Origin of the sequence: Auritidibacter sp. NML130574, from assembly GCF_003185725.2 — a bacterium.
Classification (GTDB): domain Bacteria; phylum Actinomycetota; class Actinomycetes; order Actinomycetales; family Micrococcaceae; genus Auritidibacter; species Auritidibacter ignavus.
This window is the reverse complement of record NZ_CP031746.1, coordinates 537,995-562,610: the sequence shown is the minus strand read 5'-3', so window position 1 is coordinate 562,610 and position 24,616 is coordinate 537,995. Positions and strand designations below refer to the sequence as shown.

Sequence of the window (24,616 nt, the reverse complement as noted above, 5' to 3'; positions counted from 1 at the left end):
GCGGGAGTAGCCGGTGCACTGACTAGGGCGTGTCTCCCAATGGCCGCTCCCAGATGAGGATGGCGCAAAGAGTTGTGCCACCGCGGTAGGTGATCGCGCGCTTGTCGAAGTGAGTGGCGATACCGCGCCATTGAGTGGCCAGGGCGAGGAACCGCTCGATCACGTTCCGTCCACGGCGGGCGTCGATGCCGGGAGAGTGACCGCCATAACTGCCCCTGCACTTCCTGGCAGCGCTCTGGTCTCGCCCGTCTGGGGACGGCCGTGATGCCGCGGCGGCGCAGCTCGTTGCGGATGACACCGGTCGCCCCGGCGCGGTCGGCGGTCACAGCGTCTGGGCGAGTGCGTGGGCGACCCGAGCTGAGGGACGTGACACTCGGTGGGTATCATCGTTGCGCTGCCCGCCAGTGAGGACCATTGCCAACGGCCAGTCGCGCCCATAGATGACCTGGCGGATCTTCGTGCCCAGCCCACCAGGTGAGCGGCCCATGCCGTAACCGGGTGGTTCAATCTCCCGCCGCGGCGGGTTCTTGTGATTCGATCCCCCTCTCTGTGTCCTGCGCAGGGCGGGTGGTATTCGTTGCGGGTCGATGAGCCTGCGCGATCGTCGCATCGATCGACACAGCCCAGTCACTCTTCCCCGCAGAATTGGCCCCGGCAAGGCTCCACATCAGCACGTGGTTCCAGGTGCCGTCACCGGCGTACCGGCGACGCCGCTTCCACGCCGTTTGTCACGGCGCAAACTGCTGGTAAGGCAGATCCCGTCATGGAATCCCGGCCCGGAACCGGTACGCGACATTCTCCATGATCCGCCGTTCATCGCCGAACAGATGACCGCGGCGGCCCGCGTCCGAGGGCAGCAGCGGTTCGATGCGCTCCCACTACTGCTCGTCCGTGATCACTCGATACCGTGGACCTGCTGGCCTCACCCAGCCAGAGCACCCTGCGCACCTCACCGCAAATATGGGAGATACGCCCCAGAGGTGTCTTGCTCCGCTATCGCGTGACCCCGGCAAGCGTTGGGCAGCGCACGCGGTCCTCGTTTTGTCTGACTAAGGGAGGGCTGCCGCGCAAGGTGAACGACCATGTTATGTGCCCAACCCAGAGACCGGGAGCTCCCTCAGGCCGTGATCGCCGTGATAGGCGCATCGAGCATAGGGACACCCGTTACATTTATTTATAGGTCCTTCTAGGATATTTCTTAGGTCTAACCAAGGACCTGGTCGCTGGCTCTGGTATGGCTGTGTTGCCCTGTCATTTCATAGTCCGGGGGTGTTGCCGCCAGAGGTCCAGGACGCGCGTTGACTTCTCATAGGGATGCGGCCCAAGCAGTGTGTTGAGGTCTGTTCGTCACGTGGGTGCAAGCATCGGGTGTCATGATCACAGCGGCCTTGCTACCAGCAGTGAGGAAGACTGCCATGACAACAACCTACGATGTGATCCTGGGGCTAGACGTTGGTAAAAGCGCACATGACGGATGCGCCCTGACAACCACCGGCGAGAAACTCTACGACCGGGAATTACCGCAAGACGAAACCGCATTGCAAGACGTCATCGTTCAGCTCCAAGGGCACGGTTCAGTGCTGGTGGTGGTCGATCAGCCTAACACCATTGGTGCCTTACCGATCGCGGTGGCCCGAGACTGTGACGCCACCGTGGCATACTTGCCGGGCTTGGCGATGCGCAAGGCTGCTGATCTGTATCCCGGCCGGTCCAAAACTGATGCCCGGGACGCGTTCATCATTGCTGATACTGCCAGAACCATGCCCCATACGCTACGAGCCGTGGATCGGGAATCTGATCTGTTCTCGGCGGTGAAAGTGCTGGCTGGGTTTGATGATGACCTGGCTCGGGAATGTACCCCAGCCATCAACCGACTACGATCCTTGCTGGTGCACATTTACCCGTCACTGGAACGAGTCTTCACCGGGAGGTTGTCAATTCTGTTGTGTACGGGGGTTGGGTTTACAGGTATGGGTTCATTCGGTCGGGGTAGGCTGCCGCGAGTTGGGCTAGTGCCTGTTTCCAGTTCGTGGTGACTTGTCCTTCGACGAGTCTGCCGGCGGCTTTGCGCTGGCTGGCGGGTTTGCCGCGTTCCTTGGCTCGTTGGCGTGCGCGTTTGTCCTCGATCGTGCAGATCGCTAGCCACAAGAGTTTCACCACCGCGTCGTCGGTGGGGAACTGAGTGCGGTTCTTCGTGACCTTGCGCAGCTGATAGTTCAATGACTCGATCGCATTCGTCGTATAGATCACCCGCCGCAGCGCTGGCGGGAACGCCAAAAACGGCACGAAACGCTCCCAGGCGTTTGTCCAGGTCGCGACCGCTGACGGGTATTTCTGACCGAGTTCAGAAGCTGCGAAATCCTCCAGGGCAGCCTTGGCAGTATCCTCGTTGCTTGCGGTGTAGATGGCCTTCAAAGCCTGTGAAACCGCCTTGCGATCGCCGTAGGTGACGAACCGGTTCGCTGCCCGGATCAGGTGCACCACGCACGTCTGGACAAGCGAGTCCGGCCAGGTCGCTTCGATAGCCTCTGGCAAGCCGGTCAGCCCGTCACAGCAGACGATGAGCACATCGCGGATCCCGCGGTTGGCAAGCTCGGCACAGACATGGGCCCAAAACGCGGCGCCTTCGGTGTCCTGGACCCAGATGCCCAGGACGTGCTTGATGCCGTCCAGATCGACGCCGACAGCGATGTGTGCCGCTTTTGACCGCACATGCCCGCCATCGCGGACCTTCACCCGAATCGCATCGAGGTAGATCACGGGGTAGAACTCTTCTAACGGCCGGTTCTGCCATTCCACAACGGCTTCCAGCACGGCGTCGGTGATATTGGCGATCGTCTCGTGAGACAGCTCCGTGCCGATCGTGACAGCCAGGTGATGCTGGATATCGCGGATCGTCATTCCACCGGCATACAAGCTGATGATCATCTCATCCAGCCCGCCCAGCCGGCGCGAGCCCTTAGGCACCAGACGCGGGGTGAACGACCCGTCACGATCCCTAGGCACCGTCAGCTCGATATCGCCGACCTCGCTGGCGACCGTCTTGGAATACGAGCCATTACGGGCATTGACCGGCCGGTCCGTGACGGCTTTAGCCTCCCGGTCACCAGGCCCGTAACCCAGATGCGAGGTCATCTCAGCCTGCAGGCCCCGTTCGAGTGCTTCCTTGATCAGTTCAGGAATCACTCCACCGTTGCCGGTCAGCTCGATCTCACCGGCGTCGATCCGAGCGAAAAGCTCGTCCAAGGCGCCACTGGCCTTCAACTGCGCAACAACATCAGCCCCACCAGGCTGATCAACACGATCATCTGTCATGGTCATCATCATGTCCTCTCATCGATGACTCTGCACACAAACAATCTGACACCCTCTTCACCGGCACCGTCCTCACACGGCCCATTGTCCTGGAGTTGTTGATTCGGTATCACGGACCCCACGGCCTGCAGGCTGCTGACAAATCTGGGGTAAAACGCTGGGCGAAAAATCATGCCCGCAAAGACCCCTCCGCGTTGATCGACCAGATCTTCGCGGCCCTAGCCGAGCAAACGGTCACCGTGCCTGGAACAGCTACCGTGGAACTGATCATTCCCAGGATGGCCACCCAGATCAAAGAGCTCAAAGCTCAACGCGCTCTGGTGGCCACCGAGGTGGAAGCGATGGTCGATGCTCACCCTCTTACCCAGGTCTTGATTTCTATGCCAGGAGTCGGAATCAAGACCGCCGCCACGATCCTGCTCACTGCAGCAGACTTCAGCTCCTTCCCCACCCCAGATCACCTGGCCACCTACGCCGGCATTGCTCCCGTAACGTGTCGCTCTGGGACCTCGATCCGAGGTGAGTTCCCGGCCCGCTCTGGCAATAAACAACTCAACAACGCCTTATTCCGATCCGCATGGGTGGACTCCTGCCACGACCCGGTATCGAAGGCCTACTACAACAAGAAACGCGCAGAAGGTAAGAAACATAACGCCGCGGTGATCTGTCTGACACGCCACCGCCTCAACGTCATGTTCGCCTTGGTCCGAGATAGCAACTTCTATCACGCTGCCCCAAACAAAGTTCCCCAAGCAGCTTGACTTAAAGCACAGGGACACCCCCCACCAAAGCACCCCTGGGCTACCTCACCGCCCGCACGGTAGGCGACTGGTCCCCGTCGCACCTGGCCAAGGAACTCACAGCCCGCCAAAACAGTCACAACTAACGGGCTACACAAGACCGACCACTCCTGCAAGGGCACCGTCACCTTCGGTAGCGTCACCGACGACGGCACCTACCAGCCCCTCGTCGACGCCACGACCTCGGTGTGTGTCCACGCCAACCTCGACGCCAACAACACCCGTGGCGAACGGTCCCAGAAGTATGACCACTACCGCAAAGGCACCCTGTTCTACACCTGCGGAGCCAAGCTCATGATTGAACGTCCCCGCGACAGAGCCGGGGACCGCTACGAGTAGTTCCATGGCTACGCGATCCTCGTCGCGCGCGCCGAAGTTGAGACGGAACACGCCTACCTGCACAACTCCGTGAGCGAAGCCCAGGCCACGCAGGCCCGGAGGGACCGCAACGACGTCTTCGACAAACGCAAAACTTAACGCCTGGAGCTGATCCCAACCCACTACGCCGACACGCGATCACACTCGGCCATTTCACCGACCTCCTGCTCGACCTCGGTGACCTCTACAACAAGTGCGAACCAACCAGCGAACGACGCATCTTCAACCGCGCCCTGTTCACCCGCATCACCACCGGCGCCCGAGCCAAAGTTACCGCAGAAACAAAACTGCCCCGCCATCAGGCGGGGTAAGTTTCGATATTTTCATCTTACGTGGAGGTAAGGGGACTCGAACCCCTGACCTTCTCCATGCCATGGAGACGCGCTACCAGCTGCGCCATACCCCCGTAGTGAGTAGTTGCAACCTCTCGGAAGCAACTTCTCTACTATACAACCGCATCTTTTAATTGTGCAAATCGGGGGTTAAACGTTCGCATCGATGAGCTGAAATTCTCGGGACGCCCCGGGTGTATAGGTCAAGATGTGGGCTCGACAGTTGTCGAGCCGGGGGATGCTACCGTAGTGAGAATCGGGTTGTCCCAACAGTACATGAGTCGCGGCCCGTAAGGTGTTGCCGTGCGCGACAAACAGCACAGTAGCCGATGCTCCATTATGGCCCAGCTTCGGTAAGACCCCACTCAGCGTTTCCCGGATTGCTTGGGCGCTGCGAGTGCCGGATTCTTTGGGTGTTTCGCCCTGGACCGGCCCGCAATTGATATCGGGCCTGCGCCATTGAGCAAATTCTTCTGGCCACTGGGTAGCAATCTCGGAGAAGTAGAGTGATTCCCACTGTCCCCCGGCCGTTTCGGCCAGACGCGCGTCCACGGTGACAATCTGCGAGACTGGACGACGTACTCCACGAGCCTGCAACACATACTCCGCCGTGGTCCGCGCCCGCATGAGTGGAGAACTCCGCACGGCCAGGAAATCGGTCCCGAGCCAGCGTTCGGCTGCTTCTTTTGCCTGGACGACTCCGGTCTCATTGAGAGGCACGTCGGTTTGCCCTTGATATCGTTCACGAGCATTCCATTCCGTTTGACCATGTCGTAGCAAAACAATGCGGAATGTCATGGGACGTGCTCTTCTCCGGTCTAGTCCAGCTCGTTGTCCTGTTCGGGGCGTGCCACATCTAGCTCGATCTGAGGTGCTTCTGCCCATAAGCGGTCTAGGGCAAACAGTTCACGTTCTTCACGGTGTTGGATGTGAACGACAAAATGGCCATAGTCCAGCAGTATCCAGCGGGCTTCTTCGGTGCCTTCACGCCGGATTGGTTTCAGATCCTCCTGCTGCCGCAGAGCATCTTCAATCTCTTCGGTGAGTGCTTTTACCTGGCGTTCTGAGCTGGCACTGACGAATAAGAAGGCATCGGTAATTCCAAGGCGCGCGGCCACATCAACAGCGGAGATATGCTCCCCCTGTTTGCTATCGGCCGCCTGGGCGGCAACGTTGAGTGCTGTCAGGGTGGTCTCGGGAACGCTCACTAAGCTCCTTAGCAGGTTGAGATCGTCGTTACTTAGAAAAACAGCAGAACCAGGCCGATAATCAAGGTGGCCACACCGATTATTAATACCACGGTAGACCACATCATCATTCTCCGCTCAGCAGCAGCGGAATCGCGGGTATCCAGGGGGTCCAGCCCGTGGGCAGAGCCAGCACCGACGGGGTTCTTCTTGACTTTCGCCGGCGCTGGCACCGGTTCGCTCGCCGACGTGGCGGTGGTACGGGAACGGGGTGCTGGACGGTCCTGAGTGGCAGGTTCCACCACCGATTGGGTTGCTGTGGCCTTGGCCTGGAGCTCATCGTTTATTTTCGGCGGTGCGGTGTCCTCGGTGACAGCTGGCAACCCGGTATGTGACGTCCACTCTTCATCGGAGATCACCTGACTCTGGGCGCGCTGATTAATCTCGCCCATTCGTTTGGCCAGATCTTGTTGCCGTTGTAACAGGCGCGGATCAATCCGGTTGGGGTTCGTTTCACCGATCCGGGCGATCTCCTCAGAGACATGCTGAATTTCGCGCTGAAGTTCGGCACGCTCATCCTCGATCGGTTGGGTCAACCCAATTCCGGTGATCTCGGTGGTGGCAGTGGAGGAATACTCGTGAAACGACTGCACTGCTTGAGGTTCTGCCGGGTGGTCTTCGACGGTTTGTGGTGCCTCAGCCCGGCGCGGATGCTGTTGCGGGCGTTCTTGGGCGGCCACATCGTCAGCGTCGGGACTGAAAATATTCGAAGACTCTGCCTCGGCGTAGGCTTGGACACGCTCTGCTCGCGCCTGTCGTCGGGACCGTGGGGTGGTGTCCTGCGATGGTGCGGGGCTTGGCTGAGGTTGCTGAGAGATGACCGGGATACCACCGGTGGCGGTGGCGTCTGCATCGGCACGACGGTGACGCCGGGGAGTCGCCGGCGGGGTGCGTTCGGCACTGGGCGCACGACGAACTGGCTCGGGTTGTCCCGTCACGTCAGTTCGCCGGAAACTCTCGGTGACCTGATCAACAGGAGCTGACCGCGCTGAGTGCGCTGCGGTTCGGTGGTGCTGTGGAACGGTGGTGTGCCTCGGCGCATCGGGTACCGCTTGCGGATCAGCGTGTTGTCCGGGATGGCCCGGAACACTTCCGCGCTGAGTATCGGCGACGCGGTGTCCTGCGGATCGATATTCCTGCTGGATCCGAGGAACCCGACCAGAGACCATCGACGGAGCATCCGTGGGTGAATCCGCAGCCCGACGCGCGCGACGGGGCTGGTTGTTTTGTTCGCTTCGTCCGGTCTGCTCAACCGCAGTGCCCTCGAAGATGGCCCGTTCACGGCGACGACGTAGCTCACGACGGGACAGCGGGCGTGATGACTCGTTGCTCACGAGATCACCTCCTGATCAGTCGCGTTGGTCGGGTCCATGTGTCTGACGACCGCTGGGCGAAGCGGGTCTGTAGCGGCCTCTTCGGTGTCTTCGCTCAGGTATAAACCGTACTTGGCGATATATTGTACGACTCCGTCTGGAACCAGGTACCACACCGGCTTGCCGGCTCTGACCCGGGCCCGACAGTCCGTGGAGGAAATAGCCATGGCCGGAATGGACATCAGCGAAATGTCATCGCGCCCAAAGTCATCGAGGGCATGACCGGGCCGGGAGACACCGACAAAATGCGCTTTACCCCACAAATTCTCCACGTTTTTCCAGGACATGATGCTTTCCATCGCATCCGCACCGGTGATGAAATAGAGCTCGGCATCGGGCCGCAAGGCGTGGAGGTCATCGAGGGTATCGGCGGTGTAGGTCGGCCCGGGACGGTCAATATCCACCCGTGAGACGGAGAACCGCGGGTTGGCCGCGGTAGCAATAACGGTCATGAGATACCGGTGTTCGGCGGCGGTGACGTCTTTATCGGCCTTCTGCCAGGGACGTCCGGTCGGCACGAAGACGACCTCGTCCAACTCGAATTCGGAGGCAACTTCCGAGGCTGCGACCAAGTGGCCGTGGTGGATGGGGTCGAAGGTACCGCCCATAATGCCCAGACGGGGCCGGCGCTGGGCACCGTTACCTGCCATCTGGGACTGATCAGAGTGAGTCACGACTTAAACTACTTTCACATCCCGGTCCCACCCTGCAACGATCGTGGGTCCGAGACCGGGATGGCGACGGAGAGGTTTCCAGAACGGTCTTTAGTGTCCAGACTGCTCGTCGAAACGCTGGTGTGCGCGATCGCGGGTGACGACCTCGCTGCCCGGGGCCTGGTGACGACGCCGAACGGAGCGTAGGGACATGGTGGCAAACAGCAAGCACATCAGGATCACGAAGACTGCAACCCCGTAAGCCCAGGGTTCAACCGGTAATTCGTTGACAATCTCCGGACCGGAGCCAAGGGTGGTGAGATGTGAGAGCATGGGCGTTCTCTTTCTTATCGCTCAGCGGTGTGCAAAATCATCACCTAGTCTACTCACATTGTTTCCACTACGTTCTGATTTGTCCTTGACCGCGCAGAATCCACTTGGTACTGGTCAGCTCTTCCAGACCCATGGGCCCGCGGGCGTGGGTCTTTTGGGTGGAGATTCCAATTTCTGCGCCCAGCCCAAATTGCCCACCATCGGTGAACCGTGAGGAGGCGTTGACCATGACCACGGCAGCATCAATGCCAGCGATGAACGTGTCGGCATGGGACAGGTCGTTGGTGATAATCACTTCGGTGTGGCCGGTCGTGTGAGCTTGGATGTGCTCCATGGCGGTCTGAAGATCATCGACGACGCCCACCGCCATCTCCATGTCAAGGTATTCGGTATCCCAGTCCTGTTCGGTGACCTCCAGCAACATCCCGGCGCTCGGTGAGTCGGTGGCGGCAATGAGTTGCCGGGCTGCATCGTCCAGGTGCAAACGCACCCCGGCTTGGGCCAGGGCGCGCAGCGCCTCACGGCCGGCCTGGACCGCCTCGCGGTGGATCAGCAGGGTTTCGGCAGCATTGCACACGGAGGTGCGGTGGGTTTTCGAATTCAGCACGATGTCGGCGGCCATCTGTGGGTCAGCACTAGCATCCACATAAACGTGCACGTTACCCGCCCCGGTCTCAATGACCGGGACCCGGGCGTTGTCCACCACCGAGCGAATCAGCCCCGCTCCCCCGCGCGGGATCAGCAGATCGACTCCCCCGCGCAATTCCATCATGGCCCTCGCCCCAGCGCGACCATGTTCGTCCACGGATTGAATCACATCGGGGTCAAAGCCTTGATCAGCCAGTGCAGAGCGCAAGATGGCGATGGTAGCCTGGTTGGTGTGTTCAGCTGCCGATCCACCCCGTAGTAGCACCGCGCTACCGGCTTTGAGCCCAATACCGGAAATATCGACAGTGACGTTCGGCCGGGCCTCATAGATGGCGCCGACCACGCCGATGGGCACCCGGACTTGTTGCATCCGGATCCCGTTGGGAAGGTTACGTCCGCGGACCACCTCACCGACGGGGTCGGGTAACGTGGCCAGCTCGTTGAGCGCGGAGCGCAGTCCGGCCATACGCTGTTCGGTGAGCGTGAGCCGGTCGAGTAGCGCCACCGAGAGACCGTTGTCGGCTCCGGCGCTCAGATCCGCTTGATTGTGGTCCAAAATGTAGCGACGTTGGTCCCAGATTGCCTCACCGAGTGCCTGCAGGGTACGATCTTTGCGAGCTCGTGATGCCGAGGCCAATGTCTGCTGGGCGCGACGGGCCCGCTGAGTCATCTCCCAAACTGCCGCGCGTACCGTGGAGTCCTGCTGTGTGGTCATAGAGGCCAGTCTAGCGTCGATGGGATACATCTCACGGGCGGGTAGTGAGACCGAAGGAATCACGGGTGACGGTATCGTCGGTGTGGACCACTGCCCGATCGTATTCAGGCCCGAGTGCCTCCCGTAGCTCCGCGGTGGACTTGCCCAACATCTCGGGTAGCTCATGGGAGGAGTAATTGATCAAGCCTCGGGCAACGATGGTGCCGTGCACATCGCAGATTTCGACCGCGTCTCCAGGCTCAAATTCTCCGCGGACGCCGACCACTCCGGCAGGGAGCAAGGAGCGATGCCGCTGGGTGACCGCAATGACCGCCCCGTCGTCGATGAGGATTGATCCTCGAGTCTCGGCCATTAACCCCAACCAGGCCGAGCGAGCGGTTTTGCGTTCACCGCGCACATCAAACCAGGTGCCCACATCCTCGCCGGCCAGTGCCGGGGCTGCCAGTGATGCCGCGGTTAGTAGTGCTGGAATCCCGGACCCGGTGGCGATCGAGGCGGCTTCGACTTTGGTCACCATCCCTCCGGTGCCCACACTGGCAGGGCCGGTGGTGCCAATGGTGACGTCGTGGAGGTCCTCGGCAGAGCGGACACGGGCGATGCGGGTGCTGCCGGGTCGGGTGGGTGGTCCGTCGTAGAGGGCGTCCACGTCGGTCAGGAGCACCAGCAGGTCGGCTTTGACCACATTGGCGACCAGTGCAGCCAGGCGGTCGTTATCGCCAAACCGAATTTCTTGGGTGGCCACCGCGTCGTTTTCGTTAACCACCGGGATCACGCCCAGATGCAAAAGCCGTTGAAGCGAACGGAAAGCATTGTTGTACTGGGTGCGGCGCATCAATTCATCGGCGGTCAGTAACACCTGGGCAACGGTATATCCGTGGCGGTGGCAGGACTGCGCATAGTAGGCCATCAGCTGGCTCTGCCCCACCGCGGCAGTGGCCTGTAGCGTTGCCAGATCCTTGGGTCGTTTATCGAAGTCCAAAACCGGTAACCCGGCAGCGATCGCGCCAGAGGAGACCAGCACCACCTGGGTGCCAGCCTTCCGCAGGGAGGCGATCAACGCGGTGAGCCGGTCTATAGCCTCCAGCGACACACCGGAGGGAGTGGTCAACGATGACGACCCAATTTTGATCACGATCCGACGCGCCTGGGAAATGGTCGAACGGTCAGTGACCGGGTTGTGCGAGACAGGGGTTCGGGTACTCACGCGGGTATCGCCTTCGGTGCTGGATGGATGTGATCTGTGCGGGGCAAGGACCGGATCAGAACTGGTCGTCGTCTTCGTCGGTATGATGCCAGTCGGTCCACAGACCGCAGCGACTTTCCTGTTCCATTTCGGCCTGGGTGGCGGCCCGGGCCGCTTTGCGTTCTGCCCAGTCCTGACGTTTTTCTTCACGGGTCGGACGATGTCGCTCGTCCATGCGGTAGTCGGAACCCCGTGGACCGGTGAGGTGTTCCGACCCGGTCGAAATCGTCGGCTCCCAGTCGAAGACGACTCCGGTGTCGTCATCACCGATCACCACAGTAGCCCCAGGCACTGCGCCGGCTTTGAACAGTTCTTCTTCAATACCGATTCGCTCTAAGCGGTCGGCCAGATAACCCACGGCCTCATCGTTGGCGAAGTTGGTTTGAGCCACCCAGCGTTCCGGCTTGTCCCCGCGGATACGGAACAGTGGTTTCGCGCTCCGTTCCTCGGCGGTAATCGTAAAGTCTTGGGTACGATCACCCCGACGGCGCCGGGGCGTGATCTGCACAACGGGAGCAGGCTCGGGTTCGGGGGCAACGGCCCGGGCTTGGTTGACTAACTCAGCCATGGCGAATTTCAAGGCGTCCAGGCCTTGGTGGGCAATCGCTGAGATGTCAAAGACCCGCAGTCCGCGACTTTCCAGGTTATCTCGAACCATCTCAGCCATCTCCTGGCCGTCGGGAAGATCCGTCTTATTCAGCGCGACCAACTGCGGACGTTCGTTCAGCGGTTTCATTTGCTCGCCACTGCTACCCTGGACTGGTTTGACCGAATATGCGGCCAGTTCGTGTTCCAGGGCTTCGAAGTCCGAAATCGGGTCGCGGTCAGATTCCAAGCTCGCGCAATCCAGCACATGGACCAACGCCGCGCAACGTTCGGCGTGACGCAAAAATTCTAGCCCTAAGCCCTTACCCTGACTGGCACCGGGGATCAGACCGGGCACATCGGCGACGGTGAACCGGGTTTCACCGGCTTGAACCACTCCCAGGTTAGGAACCAGTGTGGTGAAAGGATAATCGGCGATTTTCGGTCGTGCAGCCGACAGCGCAGCGATCAGAGAGGATTTCCCTGCCGAGGGGAAACCGACCAGGGCAATATCGGCCACGGATTTCAGCTCCAGCACAACACTACGTTCTTCGCCTGGAATACCGAGCAATGAGAATCCGGGTGCTTTACGTTTTGGTGACGCTAACGCCGCATTGCCCAGCCCCCCGGTGCCACCGGCGGCCACGACGTATTCCATGCCGGGATGCACGAGATCTGCCAACACGTTGCCTTCTTGGTCTTTAATCACCGTGCCAACTGGGACCGGTAGATACAGTGATTCACCGTCTCGACCATCTTTATTCCCTCCCTTACCGGGCTCGCCGTTGGTGGCTGAGCGGTGGGGACCGTGGTGATAGTCAAGCAATGTGGTTTCTTGGGAGTCGGCCACGACCACCACGTCTCCACCGCTACCGCCGTTGCCTCCGTCGGGTCCGCCAAGTGGTTTGTATTTCTCCCGGCGCACCGAGGTTTCCCCGTGGCCACCGTTGCCACCGGTGGCGTGCAAGGTGACATGATCAACGAACTGTGGCATTGGTTTCTCCCTCACGAGTCAGGTGGTCTCAGTCGGTGGCGGTTCGGGGGTTTAGATAGCTCAAGCGGGGGCGGACCCAGGCAGGCCCGCCCCCGCTGGAGCGTTGGTCTATAGTGACAGCTATGCTCTCACGGTGCGCAACGGCTATTCTGTCGTTGCCGGTACCACGTTGATCACGCGGCGACCACGGCGCTGACCGAACTCGACGGAGCCGGATGCCAGAGCGAACAGAGTGTGGTCTTTGCCCAGGCCGACGTTGTTGCCGGGGTGGTACTGGGTGCCGCGCTGGCGAACGAGAATCTCACCAGCGGAGACTGCCTGTCCACCGAAACGCTTGATTCCGAGGTACTGCGGGTTGGAGTCACGACCGTTTTTGGTCGAGCTTGCACCTTTTTTCGTTGACATCTGCTAAATCCTTTTCTTTGACGTCTCGATCGACCTAGGCGATAGAGGTGATCTTGACCTTAGTCTGGTTCTGACGGTGACCCTGACGCTTCTTATAGCCGGTCTTATTCTTGAATTTCTGGATGACGACCTTCTTACCACGGAGGTGTTCCAGAACTTCGGCAGACACCTTAACGTTGTCTAGTTCCTTCTTCTCCGAGGTGACCTTGTCCCCATCCACCACCATCAGTGCGGGCAACTCGATGGAGCTACCGGCCTCAGCGGGAACGCGGTCAAGGGTAACGAGGTCTCCAACGGAAACCTTTTCCTGGCGGCCACCAGCGCGGACAATCGCGTACACCACTTGGGACTCACTTCTCTCGACGTTAGAAAATTGTTCTTTTGCTGTGGCTGAGGCCCGATACGCCACACGGAGGTATTTTGACCTTCTCAGCCTCGACTCGGTGGGTGGACCGGCATGTTTTACGCACACTTAACGCGTAACTTCACAGCACCAAAGCTATACCTTACCTTGTCTGTTACGTGAATTTCAAATGACACACCGGGAAAGATGCGCCACATTTTCGCGTCTGCTGACCGTTATTGCGGTGAGGAAATATCCTCTGCACTCACGCCAACACCCAGCATCACCGCAGCAGCCTCTTTGGTCTCGGTCGATTCCTTCGGGGCCTTGGTACTGGAGGTCGTTGACCGGGCGGTGAACTGCGCGCCGGAATCTGGGGTGGACTCTACCGGGGCGGTCTGGACAGTTTCTGCCCCCACATCCGAGGTCGCCCGCCGCCGGCGTGGTTTCGCGCGCTGAGCCGTGTCGGTTGTTGTCACTGAGCCGGAGGGAGTCGAAGCGTGCTGGCTCTCCTGGGACTCGTGGGCGCGCTGCACATCATCCAGTGCGGAATTGATGTCGTCCAAAATGGACTGTTGCGACTGGACAGCACCGTCCGAGTCTGCCCGACGAGGCTTTCGCCCACGGCGACCTCGAGAGGAATCCTGCTCGCCCTCGCTGCAGTGGCCTTCATCCTGTTGGTCGTTGGAGCCCTTCTGTTGCGAGGACCCATTGCTGGCTGCGGCAATGGAGTTCATCGCATTGCGAGTCTGCTCGGCTTTCGCATCCCGCTCGGCCTGTTCTTCACGATGGTGTTGCTCCTGGTTCGAGGTGTCGTGCTCGTGTGAGGAGCTGTGGTGGTGATGGTCCGAACGGTTCTTGTCGTTCTTGCGGTTCTTGCGTCGCGACCGCGAATTCGACGCCGAGGAAGAATGGTTGCGGTGTTTGCGAGGTTGCCCGTGGGAGTCGTAGGACACCGATTTCTCCACCGGTTCGTCGTGGACGATAATGCCACGACCGGCGCAGGCCTCACAGGTTTCGGAAAAGACTTCAACCAGTCCAGTCCCCATCCGCTTCCGTGTCATCTGGACCAGGCCCAGCGACGTCACTTCAGCGACTTGGTGCCGGGTCCGGTCACGGCCCAGGCACTCCACCAAACGACGCAACACCAAGTCTCGGTTGGATTCCAAGACCATGTCGATGAAGTCGATGACAATAATGCCACCGATATCGCGCAACCGAAGCTGGCGCACAATCTCTTCGGCCGCTTCTAGATTGTTCTTGGTCACCGTTTCTTCCAGGTTGCCGCCAGAACCGGTGAATTTCCCGGTATTGACGTCGACGACAGTCATCGCTTCGGTGCGGTCAAAGATCAGGGAACCGCCCGACGGCAAATTGACTTTACGATCCAAGGCCTTGTGGAGCTGTTCATCCAGACGGTGTGAGGCGAACAGGTCCTCACCGTCGTGGTCGTCCGGGTCCCACTTGCTGAGCCGATCCACCAGGTGCGGTGCCACATAGGTCACGTAGGCTTCCACGTTGTCCCAGACCTCATCACCCTGAACCACCATGGCGGTAAAGTCCTCATTGAACACGTCACGGACCACTTTGATCGTCAGGTCCGGTTCAGCATGCAACTGCTCGGGGGCCAGCACCTTCGTGGAAGTGGAGGCGGATTCAATCTCTTCCCACTGCGCCCGCAACCGGTTGATGTCGTTCATCAATTCCTGTTCCGAGGTGCCCTCGGCGGCCGTGCGGACAATCACCCCGGCGTTGTCCGGCATGTGATCTTTCAGGATCTTCTTTAGCCGGGAACGTTCCGTATCGGGGAGCTTACGGGAAATACCGGTCATCGACCCACCCGGAACGTAGACCAAATAGCGACCGGGCAACGAAATCTGGGAGGTCAGTCGGGCGCCCTTATGGCCCACCGGGTCCTTGGTGACCTGCACGAGCACCGAGTCACCAGACTTCAGCGCATTCTCGATCTTCTTGGGCTTGCCCTCCAACTGTGCCATATCCCAGTTGACTTCACCGGCATACAGCACCGCATTGCGACCACGCCCGATATCAATAAAGGCCGCTTCCATCGAGGGCAACACGTTCTGGACCTTGCCCAGATAGATATTGCCGATCAACGAGTCTTGGGTGGTGTTGGATACGAAGTGTTCAGCCAGCACACCGTCTTCCAGCACGGCAATTTGGATCCGGTGCTCCCGCTGGCGCACCATCATCGTCCGCTCCACGGACTCCCGACGGGCCAAAAACTCAGCTTCGGTCAACACATTGCCACGACGGCGACGTCCCCGGGCCTGCCGGCGACGCTGACGCTTTGCTTCCAGGCGGGTGGAGCCACGCACCGAGGTGACCTGGTCCGAGCCGGTCCCCGATCCCCCGGCCGGACGCGGTGCACGCACTTTGGTGACGGTGTTCTCCGGGTCATCACCGGTGCCACCGTCAACTTCCAGGTCGGTGGTACCCCGACGACGCTTCCGACGGCGGCGGGCTACCGGCTGATCATCGCCCTGGTCTGCTGGACCCGATGGGCCGGTCTTCTCCGAACCATCTTCAGCACCCGAGCGGTCACCCTGTCCGCGATTCGAACCATCATCACCCTGAGATGACGATTGCTGCTCAGCGTTATTGCGACGACGACCGCGGCGCTTACGGCGTGAGCGACCGGATTTTTCTCCGTGAGAGTCCTTACCGTGTCCGGATCGCTCAGAATCAGAGGACTCTGCATGGCCCCCGTCGTCCTCAGAGTCATCCGTCCGGCGGGTACGAGTCGTAATATCGGAGAGATCAGGGGCGTGAAAGAGCACATCCATCGGGTCGTCGGGAACCTGCAACGACGCCACCTGGTTGTCGGTTCCCTCGTTGCCCTCCGTCTGATTCTCGGTGTTCACTTGTGGTTCGTTGTCAGCTGCCACTGCAGCTCCTTCATTCCTCGGCATCAGCCACACACTGACCGCGAGGCGGTTCGGGTGCCGTGACGGGCGCGTTTCCCCCGATCGTCCGGGGTGCGCCGTGGATGGCACACAAAAAGCTTGGTCTGAACCGGCTCCACCGGGTGAGGTGCCACGGTGAGGCACGGAACCTGTGGCGTCTGGGCGGCGACCGATCTCGTGCTAGCTCAGTCTGTTCTCATCTCCGACGGTCTCCGCGGGATGCCGGTCGGGAACGTCACCCGGGACCGATCCACTTCGCACGATTGAGCTCGTTTCCTCACGTACACTCAACGCGGTTGCGGTTCATCATCGGTGGTCGCGCAAACTATCGCCACAGGACAGCGGTGAGATGGTGTGGACATCTTCCGTGTCGTCTCCCATTGTGGCACAGATTCACCCAGCACGGGGACATTTCCTGGTCGTGCTGGCTGAGAGCATAGACTACATAGTGACCGCGCGTGCCCGCTCTGATGCGATGCCGCCGGTGATCTTCCGATCCAAGGAGTCCCTGGCATGCCCCATGATATCTCCCATCACACCGCAGACCAGACCGCGGTGACCCTCGACGACCGCCTCGATCCCGACCCTGACACCCGTGCCGAGGATCTACCCTGGTTTGCCACCCGCGTCGGGTCAGGCCTGGTGATGCTCATTACCGGGCTGATCGCGATGGGCGCGGCCGCCATCCTGATGTATGAGCGGGTCCAGATCTGGAAGGACCCGGAATATGTCACCAGTTGCGATTTAAGCCCCTGGGTCTCGTGTGGCACCGTGATGCAGTCGTGGCAGGCCCAACTTTTCGGGTTCCCGAATCATTTCATCGGCCTGGTGGGCTTCACCATTGTCATCACCCTGGCCACGGTGTTGGTGATGGGCATGCAGTTCACGCGCACCTATTGGATCTGCATTAATATCGGCGTCGTCTTAGCCCTGGTGTTCTGCCTGTGGCTGTGGACCCAAGCCGTCTATGACATCAATGTTCTGTGTTTATACTGCATGGTGATTTGGGCGGCCGTGATTCCTCTGGCAGTGCTGGTGACCGCTCGCAATATTGCGACGGGAGTGATTCCAACCTCGGCTACGGCCCGCACCTACCTGCTGGCCATGACGTGGCCGATGGTGGTCTTGCTCTACGCGGTGATTGCCGGGTCCATCCTGATTCGCTTCGGCGAGTCATTATTCTCGTGATCCCTATCACTTATTGTCTAAGCTAGGGGCATGGCAGACAGTCCCTATCACTATGTCCCCGAGGCCCGGAACAATCCAGATCATCCGGCCCACCACGTTCCGGTGCGCCCAGCCGCTTCGGTGGTGCTATTGCGTGACCAAGGCGTCGGAGTTGAGGTTTTCGTGCAATTTCGTGCCAAGACCATGGATTTCGCCGCCGGTGTTGCGGTGTTTCCCGGTGGTCGGAGCGAACCGGGCGATCACCAAGCCGGTGACGGTTTATTGAGTCCCGAAGCGATCGCTGAGCATGCCCAGATTTGGTCGCGGACCAGGCTGGTCTTGGATGACGCGACTCCCGGCGTGGCGGCGATGGCAGCCACCGCGGTGCGTGAGGTGTGGGAAGAAACGGCGGTACGACTCAGTGGTGAGCAGCTGGTGCCGTGGGCGAATATCACCACTCCGTTGGGGGCACCCAAACGCTTTGATACGTATTTCTATGTCGCCGCAGTCACTGATGAGCAACAACATCAGGTCCGTAATGTCACCACCGAAGCTACCGAGGCGCGGTGGTTGAGCACCACCGATCTGCTCCAGGCTTTTGCCGCTGAGCAGATCGCGCTGATGCGTCCAACACTGTATCTGGTTAAAACTGTCCACGCGCTGAAAACGATTCCGGAGATTGTGGCCGGGCATCAGCCGGTGGTGACCCCGCTGTCTGGACTGCGCGGAGTCACCCTCGACTCCGATGACTCGCACTTCACCGCTGAGACAAACCACTAACCGCCGTTGCGGCGACGATTAGTCAGCGCGGTTCCAGCCGAACCAGATCTCCATCTCGCGCTCGGCCGACAGGGTTGAATCCGAGGCGTGGATGAGGTTCTGTTGCACACCAGGGCCCCAATCACGACCGAAGTCTCCGCGAATGGTGCCCGGCAGTGCCACAGTGGGGTCGGTCTTGCCGGTCAGCGCGCGGATGCCTTCGATCACGCGATCGCCTTCCACGATGGCGGCCACCAGCGGACCGGAGGACATGAACTCGACCAGGGCGGGGAAGAATTCTTTGCCCTGGTGCTCTTCGTAGTGATCGGCCAACATCTCCGGGTTGGCGGTCATCATTTCCAATTCGACGATACGGTAACCCTTGTGCTCGATGCGGGTCAGGATCTCACCGACCAAGCCTCGTTTGACTCCATCTGGCTTAATCAGAATCAGCGAACGTTCTGGGGTGGCCATCGGGACTGCACCTCTTTCTGTCGTCTTGCTGTTGTGGGTCGGTGACCGGTGACGGTATCTAGCTGAGAGTATACCGAAGCGGTCTGGTGGGCCGGTTAGCTCTTTGTGTCGGGATGGTCGGTAGCACAACGGTACCCGTGGGCAATCTCCCATGCGCGTTGCTGTCGGTCGCGGACGATGTTCTCTTCATCCATCTGCCCTCCCCGGACCACGGCCCACCACCAGGCAGCCAGGAATCCGGCTCCCAAGATCAAGGCAAAGTATTCGAGAAATCCCCCCAGTACAAACAGCACTTGGATCCCCCACCCGATCCAGTATCCCAGGGGCTTAGTGAGCAGTCTCGTGGTGACCAGTGCCAGTACAGCCAGGGCGATCGAGGCCCAGAAGACCGGGACCGCCCAGGGTTCCTCGCGGTTGAGGTTCAACACGGTCATGCCGTAGAAAACCAGTACCAGGGATTCCAGGCCCAGTAGCGAAGCGCAGAACATCACCCGCAGGGAACGGCGTTTCTGTGGTTGGCCCGGGCGCCAGTCTTTTTGGCGTTGTGTTTCGCGCTGGGGCCGCCAGGACTCTCGGCCGGTGGTTCCGGTGGGCGGTTCTGATGGTTGGTGTTGATCAGTCATCGGTATCACCCTGCTGACCGTGGCCACCACGGTCCACGTCGTCATCCGTGTCGTCTTCCTCGGTGGCGAAGAAGGCTGCCAGGTCGTCGTGATCTTCGACCACCGCGGCTGCTGCCGCCGCGTGGGCGGCTGCGGTATCGGTGGTCTCGGTCTGCCCGGGGCCGAGCAGGCCACGGACTTGGCCTACCAAAGTGATTGACCCGGTGACCAATACACCGGGGCCACCGGTGCCATCAGTAATGTTGGCGGTGCCGGATTCGTGCAGTTCTTCATCCTCGTCCACCACGGCTTCGACGGCCCATCGAATCGCATCGGTCGGGGCCGGTTCGGGATGTAGCGTGTCGGCATCCCATCCGGCATCCAGGGCGTATTCCACCAGAGTGTCGGGATCAATGGCGCGTGGTGAGGCAGAGGCTGTCAGGGCCACGTGCTCGACCGTGTCCCCAAAAGCGTCATAGAGACTGGCTAACACGCCGCGGGCATCCTTTTCTTCCAGAATGCCAACGACCAGCGCCAGCTTGGTGAAGTTGAAGGCCTCTGTGACACTGACGGCGGTGGCTTCCATACCGGCTGGGTTATGCGCCGCGTCAATCACCAAGGTTGGGTTGGTACGAAGCACTTCCAGCCGTCCCGGGCTGGTGACCTGCAGTAGCCCCTGTTGCAGTAGCTCCTGGTTCAAGGTGTGACCGCCGTGGCCGAGGAAGGCTTCCATCGCTACGATGGCTACCGCGAGATTTTCTGCCTGATGGGGGCCGTGGAGTGGCAGGAACAGCTCGGGGTATGTACCGCTGAGTCCCTGCACCGAGACTTGCTGCCCGCCGACCGCCACCCGGCGGTCGGTGACCCCAAATTCCAGGTTTTCAAACGCGAAGCTGGCACCAACCTCGCGCGCCTTATCCAGGAGCACCTGGGCAGCCGCCGGTTCCTGCGCAGCGGAGACGACGTACCCGTCGGGTTTGATAATCCCGGCCTTCTCCTCGGCAATCTCTTCGACGGTCTCGCCCAGCAGGTCGGTATGATCCAGGGAAATGGGAGTGATCACGGAAACTTGGGCATCGGCAACGTTGGTGGCATCGGTGATCCCCCCGAGTCCCACCTCAAGCACCATCACGTCGACCGGCGCGTCAGCGAAAATCGCGAACGCCAGCACGGTCATGGCTTCAAAATAGGTCAGTGGCGTCTCGTCCTCAACCAGCAGCTCCTGATCCACCAAGCGCACGACCGGCAGGATCTCCGACCACACTCGTAGCACGGTCTCATCATCGACCGGCTCGGAGTTCAACGTCATCCGTTCGGTGAATTTCACCAGGTGCGGTGAGGTATAGCGCCCGGTGGAGAGCCCGTAGCTGTTGAGCATGGTCTCGATCATGCGCGCGGTGGAGGTTTTGCCATTGGTACCGGTCAGATGAATGACCGGTGCGCAGTGTTGGGGATCCCCAAGCAAATCCATGGCACGATACATCGGCTCCATCCGTGGCTCCATCTTGTTTTCTGGGGCGCGGGCGAGCAGATCGCCATAGAGCTCCTCCAGGCTCTGGGGCCCGGTCTGGGGATCTGGTGACAGCTCTGACACGAGGCACTACGCTTTCTGGATTGATGCGAGGGAATCGGTGGAAGCCGACGAAACCACCTCTACGCTAACACTGACCAGCTTGGAGGCGTCATCGGCCATCGAGCCACGCGGGTCGTCCCGGTTTTCATCCGCCACAAGCTCCAGCTGCGTGGTCAGCGTCTCTTGGCTGATCAGCTCCCGGTGGGCGTCAATGGCTGTGATCAGTCCGGTGGTCCCGGTGATCTCGGTCCGAATCCGGTCGGAGACGTCCAGACCGGCTTCACGACGTGCTGCCTGGACCGCGCGGATCACGTCGCGGGCCGAGCCTTCGGCGGCCAACTCGTCATCGACACTGGTGTCCAACACTAGGAACCCGTCGGAGATCACTGCCACCGCAGTCTCGTCGGACCCTTCGGACTGATCCACGGTGGTCGCGAGCTCGTATTCGCCCTCGACCAGCTCGACACCGCCGGCGGTGACCACGCCGTCGGCGACCGACCAATCCCCAGCCTTGGAGGCTTTGATCACCTGTTGGACCTGCTTGCCTAAGCGCGGACCGGCGGCCCGGGCGTTGACGACAAGTTGCTGGGTGATGCCGAAGTCGGTGGCTGAGGCTTCACTGGTGTCTTTGACGTCAATGGTGTTGATGTTGAGCTCATCGGAGATGATCTCGGAGACGGTCTGATCAACGCGTCCGGCATTTTCAATGACCACCGAGAGCTTGCGCAGCGGCAAGCGGACGCGCCGGCCCGCACCCTTACGCAGCGCAGAACCGGCCGAGGAAATCTCCCGGGCCAGGTTCATGCTGTGCTGGACGGCCTCGGCATCCTCGCCTTGCGGGAACAGGCTGGCGTCCGGGTAGTCGGTCAAGTGCACCGAACGTCCCCCGGTCAGACCCCGCCAGATTTCCTCGGTCACCATCGGCAACAACGGTGCTGCCACCCGGCAGAAGGCTTCCAGGCACGTGAACAACACGTCCAGGGATTCTTCATTCTCATCGAAGAACCGCTGCCGGGAGCGACGAATATACCAGTTGGTCATGGTGTCCATGTACCGGCGCAGTTCCTCGGTCGCCTGGGGCACGTGGTAGTGGTCCATGTGCTCTTTGACCTGGGTGATCATGGTGCCGGTGGTGGCCAGAATGTAGCGGTCCAGCGGGTCGGTGGCCTCATAACGGTACTGGGCCCGATATCCCTGCGGTCGGGTGCCACCGGCGGTGGCAGAATTGGCGTAGAGCGTGAAGAAGTGCCACACGTTCCAGGCCGGAAGGAGCACCTGTCGGGCGGCTTCGCGAATGCCGTCTTCGCTGACGATCAGGGTGCCACCGCGCAGAATGGGCGAGGCCATCAGGAACCAGCGCATCGCATCCGAGCCGTCCCGGTCCAGCACGTCGGAGACGTCCGGGTAGTTGCGTAGCGACTTGGACATCTTCTGCCCGTCCGAGCCCAGCACAATACCGTGGGAGATCACGTTTTTGAACGCCGGGCGGTGGAACAGGGCGGTGGCTAGCACGTGCATGGTGTAGAACCAGCCACGGGTTTGGCCGATGTATTCCACGATGAAGTCGGCCGGGTTGTGGGTGTCGAACCAGTCCTTGTGCTCCATGGGATAATGCACCTGGGCATAGGGCATCGACCCAGAGTCGAACCACACATCGAGCACATCGGGGACGCGACGCATCATCGACGTGCCGGTGGGGTCATCCGGGTTGGGGCGGACCAGCTGATCAATCCAGGGCCGGTGCAGATCCACCTCGCCGTGGGCATTGCGGGGTAGTTCGCCGAAGGCTTCTTCGAGTTCAGCTAGGGAACCGTAGATTTCTTGGCGCGGGTAGTTGGGGTCATCGGATTCCCACACCGGGATCGGGGAGCCCCAGTACCGGTTGCGCGAAATCGACCAGTCGCGGGCGTTTTCCAGCCATTTACCAAACTGGCCGTCCTTGACGTTATCGGGAATCCAGTTGATCTGCTGGTTCAGTTCCAGCATCGAGTCTTTGAACTCGGTAACTTTCACGTACCAGGAGGTGATCGCCCGGTAGATCAGTGGGGTCCGGCACCGCCAGCAGTGCGGGTAGGAGTGTTCATAAGAGGCTTCTTTCACCAGCTCGCCGGCAGCGCGCAACGAGCGAATAATCGGACGGTTGGCCTCAAACACCTGCAACCCAGCAATGTCTTTGAGCTTGCCCTCGCCCAGGGACTCATCGCCGAACAGTGGCAGGAATTTCGCGCCCTCATCGACGGAGAGCACCACGGGGATGTCGTGGGCTTCATTGATCGTCTGGTCGTCTTCACCATAGGCAGATGACTGGTGGACCACACCGGTACCGTCGTCAGTGGAGACGTAGTCAGCAACCAGCATGCGGAAGGCGTGCTGGTTGCCCCACTTCTCGTCTTCGGAGAAGTAGGTGAAAATCGGCTGGTAGGTCAATCCGCCCAGGTCCGTTCCGGCATAGGTGGCGGTGATCGCTTCGGTGGCAGCTTCCACGGACTCATAGCCTAGATCGGTGGCATAGGCGGCCAGCCGTTCTGTGGCCAGCAGGAAACGTTCACCGTCCAGCGAGTCCACCGTAGTGGCCTTTGGGCCACGGGGTACCACCACGTAGGAGACCTCCGGTCCCACCGCCAGCGACCCATTGGTGGGTAGCGTCCACGGCGTGGTCGTCCAGGCCAGCACGCGCACCCCGGCCAGGTCCTGGGCGGTTTGTGAGCTGGCGATGTACGAGGCATCCAGCAGGTGATCGTCGATCCCGCCGGTGAGTCGGAAGGTTACCGTCACTGAGGGATCTTGACGTTGCTGGTAGACGTCATCGTCCATACGCAACTCGTGGTTGGACAGCGGAGTTTCATCTTTCCAGCAGTAGGGCAGAACGCGGAAGCCACGGTAGGTGAGCCCTTTCTCGGACAGGTCTTTGAACGCCCACAGCACCGATTCCATGTAGGAGGGATACAGTGTCTTGTAGTCGTTATCGAAATCGACCCAGCGCCCCTGCCGATTGACGTAGTTTTTCCACTCTTCGGTGTATTTGAGCACCGAAGACCGGCAGGCGTCGTTGAACTTATCGATACCCATGGCCTCAATTTCGGCCTTATCGGTCATGCCCAGCTGCTTCATGGCTTCCAGCTCGGCGGGCAAGCCATGGGTATCCCAGCCGAACCGACGCTCGACGCGCTTACCCTGCTGGGTTTGGTAACGGGCCACAAGGTCTTTGACGTACCCGGTGAGCAGGTGGCCGTAGTGAGGCAGGCCGTTGGCGAAGGGTGGCCCGTCGTAGAAAACGAACTCATTATTGGTTCCGTCCTCAGCGATGGCCGGACGTTGGTCAATGGAGGCTTGGAAGGTGCCATCGGATTCCCAGTACGCCAGAATGGCCTCCTCAATGGCGGGCATATTCGGCGATGACGGAGTGGAGCCGTTGCGCACGGACTCAGAATCTGAGCTGGCCTGAGGGTACACGGTGGAGTTACCTTCCTTGCTGACGATCAATCACGGGTCGGTGTGAATCTCTGGTGTGCAAGGACGCACAACCTGTGGCGCACCCTGGCTAGCCACAGCGGTGTACGCGGTACCACCCTGCTTATCTGAGTTGAAGCTCAGATCGCTCATCGCAACGCTGTAACGGGCTGACCCGTCCGGTTCTACTAGGTACTCGCCTCAATGTTGATGCCAGTGACACGAGGACTGTTCTTCCGGAAGCTCGCCGGTGATTGCCGGGTCATCGCTGGTGAAGTATGCGGTTATTCTGGGTTCATC

Annotated in this window: 21 protein-coding genes, 1 tRNA gene and 2 pseudogenes; 4 read left to right on the top strand and 20 right to left on the bottom strand. The window is 60.4% G+C overall.

Annotated features, from left to right (window positions below):
* Positions 1 to 22: 22 nt before the first annotated feature.
* A pseudogene (locus tag DCC27_RS02600) lies at positions 23 to 869 on the bottom strand (IS5 family transposase).
* Between the two features lie 546 nt (positions 870 to 1,415).
* Here DCC27_RS02600 and DCC27_RS02595 point away from each other — a divergent pair.
* Positions 1,416 to 1,937 (top strand): annotated as a pseudogene (locus tag DCC27_RS02595) (IS110 family transposase); the annotation flags it as partial.
* A 25-nt stretch (positions 1,938 to 1,962) separates the two neighbouring features.
* On the opposite strand, the gene DCC27_RS02590 reads toward DCC27_RS02595, so the two are convergent.
* Complete coding sequence (locus tag DCC27_RS02590; RefSeq protein WP_117328663.1) at positions 1,963 to 3,315, bottom strand: IS256 family transposase; 1,353 nt, start codon at positions 3,313 to 3,315, stop codon at positions 1,963 to 1,965.
* A gap of 98 nt (positions 3,316 to 3,413) precedes the next feature.
* Here DCC27_RS02590 and DCC27_RS02585 point away from each other — a divergent pair, with 98 nt between their 5' ends.
* Positions 3,414 to 4,076 carry a transposase gene (locus DCC27_RS02585; RefSeq protein ID WP_110110062.1) on the top strand — a complete coding sequence of 221 codons (663 nt, stop codon included), beginning with the start codon at positions 3,414 to 3,416 and terminating at the stop codon, positions 4,074 to 4,076.
* A gap of 129 nt (positions 4,077 to 4,205) precedes the next feature.
* On the opposite strand, the gene DCC27_RS02580 is transcribed toward DCC27_RS02585, so the two are convergent.
* The 14 genes from DCC27_RS02580 to DCC27_RS02520 all read right to left on the bottom strand — a co-directional run bounded on the left by DCC27_RS02580 (position 4,206) and on the right by DCC27_RS02520 (position 16,297).
* The gene (locus DCC27_RS02580; protein WP_110110061.1) at positions 4,206 to 4,616 is read right to left on the bottom strand and encodes a hypothetical protein; all 411 of its coding nucleotides are present in this window, start codon (positions 4,614 to 4,616) and stop codon (positions 4,206 to 4,208) included.
* Positions 4,616 to 4,792, bottom strand: a complete 177-nt coding sequence (locus DCC27_RS12135; protein ID WP_168186057.1) for a hypothetical protein — start codon at positions 4,790 to 4,792, stop codon at positions 4,616 to 4,618. The genes DCC27_RS02580 and DCC27_RS12135 overlap by 1 nt, the downstream gene beginning before the upstream one ends.
* Before the next feature lie 34 nt (positions 4,793 to 4,826).
* Positions 4,827 to 4,899, bottom strand: a tRNA-Ala gene (locus DCC27_RS02575).
* A 76-nt stretch (positions 4,900 to 4,975) separates the two neighbouring features.
* On the bottom strand, positions 4,976 to 5,623 hold the full coding sequence (locus DCC27_RS02570) for a histidine phosphatase family protein (protein ID WP_166769825.1): 648 nt from the start codon (positions 5,621 to 5,623) through the stop codon (positions 4,976 to 4,978).
* Between the two features lie 20 nt (positions 5,624 to 5,643).
* Positions 5,644 to 6,033 (bottom strand): ribosome silencing factor, encoded by a 390-nt coding sequence (gene rsfS, locus DCC27_RS02565; RefSeq protein ID WP_110110059.1) that lies wholly within the window; start codon positions 6,031 to 6,033, stop codon positions 5,644 to 5,646.
* Between the two features lie 32 nt (positions 6,034 to 6,065).
* A complete protein-coding gene (locus DCC27_RS02560) occupies positions 6,066 to 7,406 on the bottom strand; it encodes a hypothetical protein (protein ID WP_110099774.1) in 1,341 nt (446 codons plus the stop codon).
* Entirely contained in the window at positions 7,403 to 8,095 is a 693-nt protein-coding gene (nadD, locus tag DCC27_RS02555; protein WP_110099810.1) for a nicotinate-nucleotide adenylyltransferase, read from the bottom strand. The genes DCC27_RS02560 and nadD overlap by 4 nt, the downstream gene beginning before the upstream one ends.
* A gap of 114 nt (positions 8,096 to 8,209) precedes the next feature.
* On the bottom strand, positions 8,210 to 8,431 hold the full coding sequence (locus tag DCC27_RS02550; protein ID WP_110099775.1) for a hypothetical protein: 222 nt from the start codon (positions 8,429 to 8,431) through the stop codon (positions 8,210 to 8,212).
* A gap of 67 nt (positions 8,432 to 8,498) precedes the next feature.
* A complete protein-coding gene (locus DCC27_RS02545) occupies positions 8,499 to 9,794 on the bottom strand; it encodes a glutamate-5-semialdehyde dehydrogenase (protein ID WP_110110072.1) in 1,296 nt (431 codons plus the stop codon).
* A 31-nt stretch (positions 9,795 to 9,825) separates the two neighbouring features.
* Positions 9,826 to 10,998: a glutamate 5-kinase gene (gene proB / locus DCC27_RS02540; protein WP_110110058.1), complete on the bottom strand. Its 1,173-nt coding sequence runs from the start codon at positions 10,996 to 10,998 to the stop codon at positions 9,826 to 9,828.
* Positions 10,999 to 11,053: 55 nt separating this feature from the next.
* Positions 11,054 to 12,616, bottom strand: a complete 1,563-nt coding sequence (gene obgE / locus DCC27_RS02535) for a GTPase ObgE (RefSeq protein ID WP_110110057.1) — start codon at positions 12,614 to 12,616, stop codon at positions 11,054 to 11,056.
* Positions 12,617 to 12,760: 144 nt separating this feature from the next.
* On the bottom strand, positions 12,761 to 13,021 hold the full coding sequence (gene rpmA, locus DCC27_RS02530; protein ID WP_110099779.1) for a 50S ribosomal protein L27: 261 nt from the start codon (positions 13,019 to 13,021) through the stop codon (positions 12,761 to 12,763).
* Positions 13,022 to 13,055: 34 nt separating this feature from the next.
* On the bottom strand, positions 13,056 to 13,364 hold the full coding sequence (gene rplU / locus DCC27_RS02525) for a 50S ribosomal protein L21 (protein ID WP_110099780.1): 309 nt from the start codon (positions 13,362 to 13,364) through the stop codon (positions 13,056 to 13,058).
* Between the two features lie 236 nt (positions 13,365 to 13,600).
* Entirely contained in the window at positions 13,601 to 16,297 is a 2,697-nt protein-coding gene (locus tag DCC27_RS02520) for an Rne/Rng family ribonuclease (protein ID WP_110110056.1), read from the bottom strand.
* A 507-nt stretch (positions 16,298 to 16,804) separates the two neighbouring features.
* Between DCC27_RS02520 and DCC27_RS02515 the strand changes: the two genes are divergently transcribed.
* Together DCC27_RS02515 and DCC27_RS02510 are read left to right on the top strand one after the other, a co-directional pair.
* Positions 16,805 to 17,479: a vitamin K epoxide reductase family protein gene (locus DCC27_RS02515; protein WP_110110055.1), complete on the top strand. Its 675-nt coding sequence runs from the start codon at positions 16,805 to 16,807 to the stop codon at positions 17,477 to 17,479.
* Between the two features lie 30 nt (positions 17,480 to 17,509).
* Positions 17,510 to 18,238 carry an NUDIX hydrolase gene (locus DCC27_RS02510; protein ID WP_110100389.1) on the top strand — a complete coding sequence of 243 codons (729 nt, stop codon included), beginning with the start codon at positions 17,510 to 17,512 and terminating at the stop codon, positions 18,236 to 18,238.
* An 18-nt stretch (positions 18,239 to 18,256) separates the two neighbouring features.
* On the opposite strand, the gene ndk is transcribed toward DCC27_RS02510, so the two are convergent.
* From ndk to ileS, 4 genes are all read right to left on the bottom strand, one after another.
* Positions 18,257 to 18,691, bottom strand: coding sequence for a nucleoside-diphosphate kinase (gene ndk, locus DCC27_RS02505; RefSeq protein WP_110100388.1), 435 nt, complete (start codon positions 18,689 to 18,691; stop codon positions 18,257 to 18,259).
* Positions 18,692 to 18,786: 95 nt separating this feature from the next.
* Positions 18,787 to 19,314 (bottom strand): DUF4233 domain-containing protein, encoded by a 528-nt coding sequence (locus DCC27_RS02500; RefSeq protein ID WP_110100387.1) that lies wholly within the window; start codon positions 19,312 to 19,314, stop codon positions 18,787 to 18,789.
* Complete coding sequence (locus DCC27_RS02495; RefSeq protein ID WP_246840117.1) at positions 19,307 to 20,887, bottom strand: folylpolyglutamate synthase/dihydrofolate synthase family protein; 1,581 nt, start codon at positions 20,885 to 20,887, stop codon at positions 19,307 to 19,309. Before DCC27_RS02495 ends, DCC27_RS02500 begins: the two co-directional genes overlap by 8 nt.
* A 6-nt stretch (positions 20,888 to 20,893) precedes the next feature.
* Positions 20,894 to 24,319 carry an isoleucine--tRNA ligase gene (gene ileS / locus DCC27_RS02490; RefSeq protein WP_256372022.1) on the bottom strand — a complete coding sequence of 1,142 codons (3,426 nt, stop codon included), beginning with the start codon at positions 24,317 to 24,319 and terminating at the stop codon, positions 20,894 to 20,896.
* Positions 24,320 to 24,616: the final 297 nt, after the last annotated feature.

What these genes read in the sequence shown, in the direction of transcription:
- obgE (WP_110110057.1), bottom strand. Translation starts at nt 12,616, where the DNA reads ATGCCACAGTTCGTTGATCATGTCACCTTGCACGCCACCGGTGGCAAC.
- ndk (WP_110100388.1), bottom strand. Translation starts at nt 18,691, where the DNA reads ATGGCCACCCCAGAACGTTCGCTGATTCTGATTAAGCCAGATGGAGTC.
- rpmA (WP_110099779.1), bottom strand. Translation starts at nt 13,021, where the DNA reads ATGTCAACGAAAAAAGGTGCAAGCTCGACCAAAAACGGTCGTGACTCC.
- nadD (WP_110099810.1), bottom strand. Translation starts at nt 8,095, where the DNA reads ATGGCAGGTAACGGTGCCCAGCGCCGGCCCCGTCTGGGCATTATGGGC.
- DCC27_RS02520 (WP_110110056.1), bottom strand. Translation starts at nt 16,297, where the DNA reads ATGCCGAGGAATGAAGGAGCTGCAGTGGCAGCTGACAACGAACCACAA.
- DCC27_RS02510 (WP_110100389.1), top strand. Translation starts at nt 17,510, where the DNA reads ATGGCAGACAGTCCCTATCACTATGTCCCCGAGGCCCGGAACAATCCA.
- DCC27_RS12135 (WP_168186057.1), bottom strand. Translation starts at nt 4,792, where the DNA reads ATGGCGGGGCAGTTTTGTTTCTGCGGTAACTTTGGCTCGGGCGCCGGT.
- DCC27_RS02590 (WP_117328663.1), bottom strand. Translation starts at nt 3,315, where the DNA reads ATGACAGATGATCGTGTTGATCAGCCTGGTGGGGCTGATGTTGTTGCG.
- DCC27_RS02515 (WP_110110055.1), top strand. Translation starts at nt 16,805, where the DNA reads ATGCCCCATGATATCTCCCATCACACCGCAGACCAGACCGCGGTGACC.
- DCC27_RS02545 (WP_110110072.1), bottom strand. Translation starts at nt 9,794, where the DNA reads ATGACCACACAGCAGGACTCCACGGTACGCGCGGCAGTTTGGGAGATG.
- DCC27_RS02570 (WP_166769825.1), bottom strand. Translation starts at nt 5,623, where the DNA reads ATGACATTCCGCATTGTTTTGCTACGACATGGTCAAACGGAATGGAAT.
- DCC27_RS02500 (WP_110100387.1), bottom strand. Translation starts at nt 19,314, where the DNA reads ATGACTGATCAACACCAACCATCAGAACCGCCCACCGGAACCACCGGC.
- DCC27_RS02550 (WP_110099775.1), bottom strand. Translation starts at nt 8,431, where the DNA reads ATGCTCTCACATCTCACCACCCTTGGCTCCGGTCCGGAGATTGTCAAC.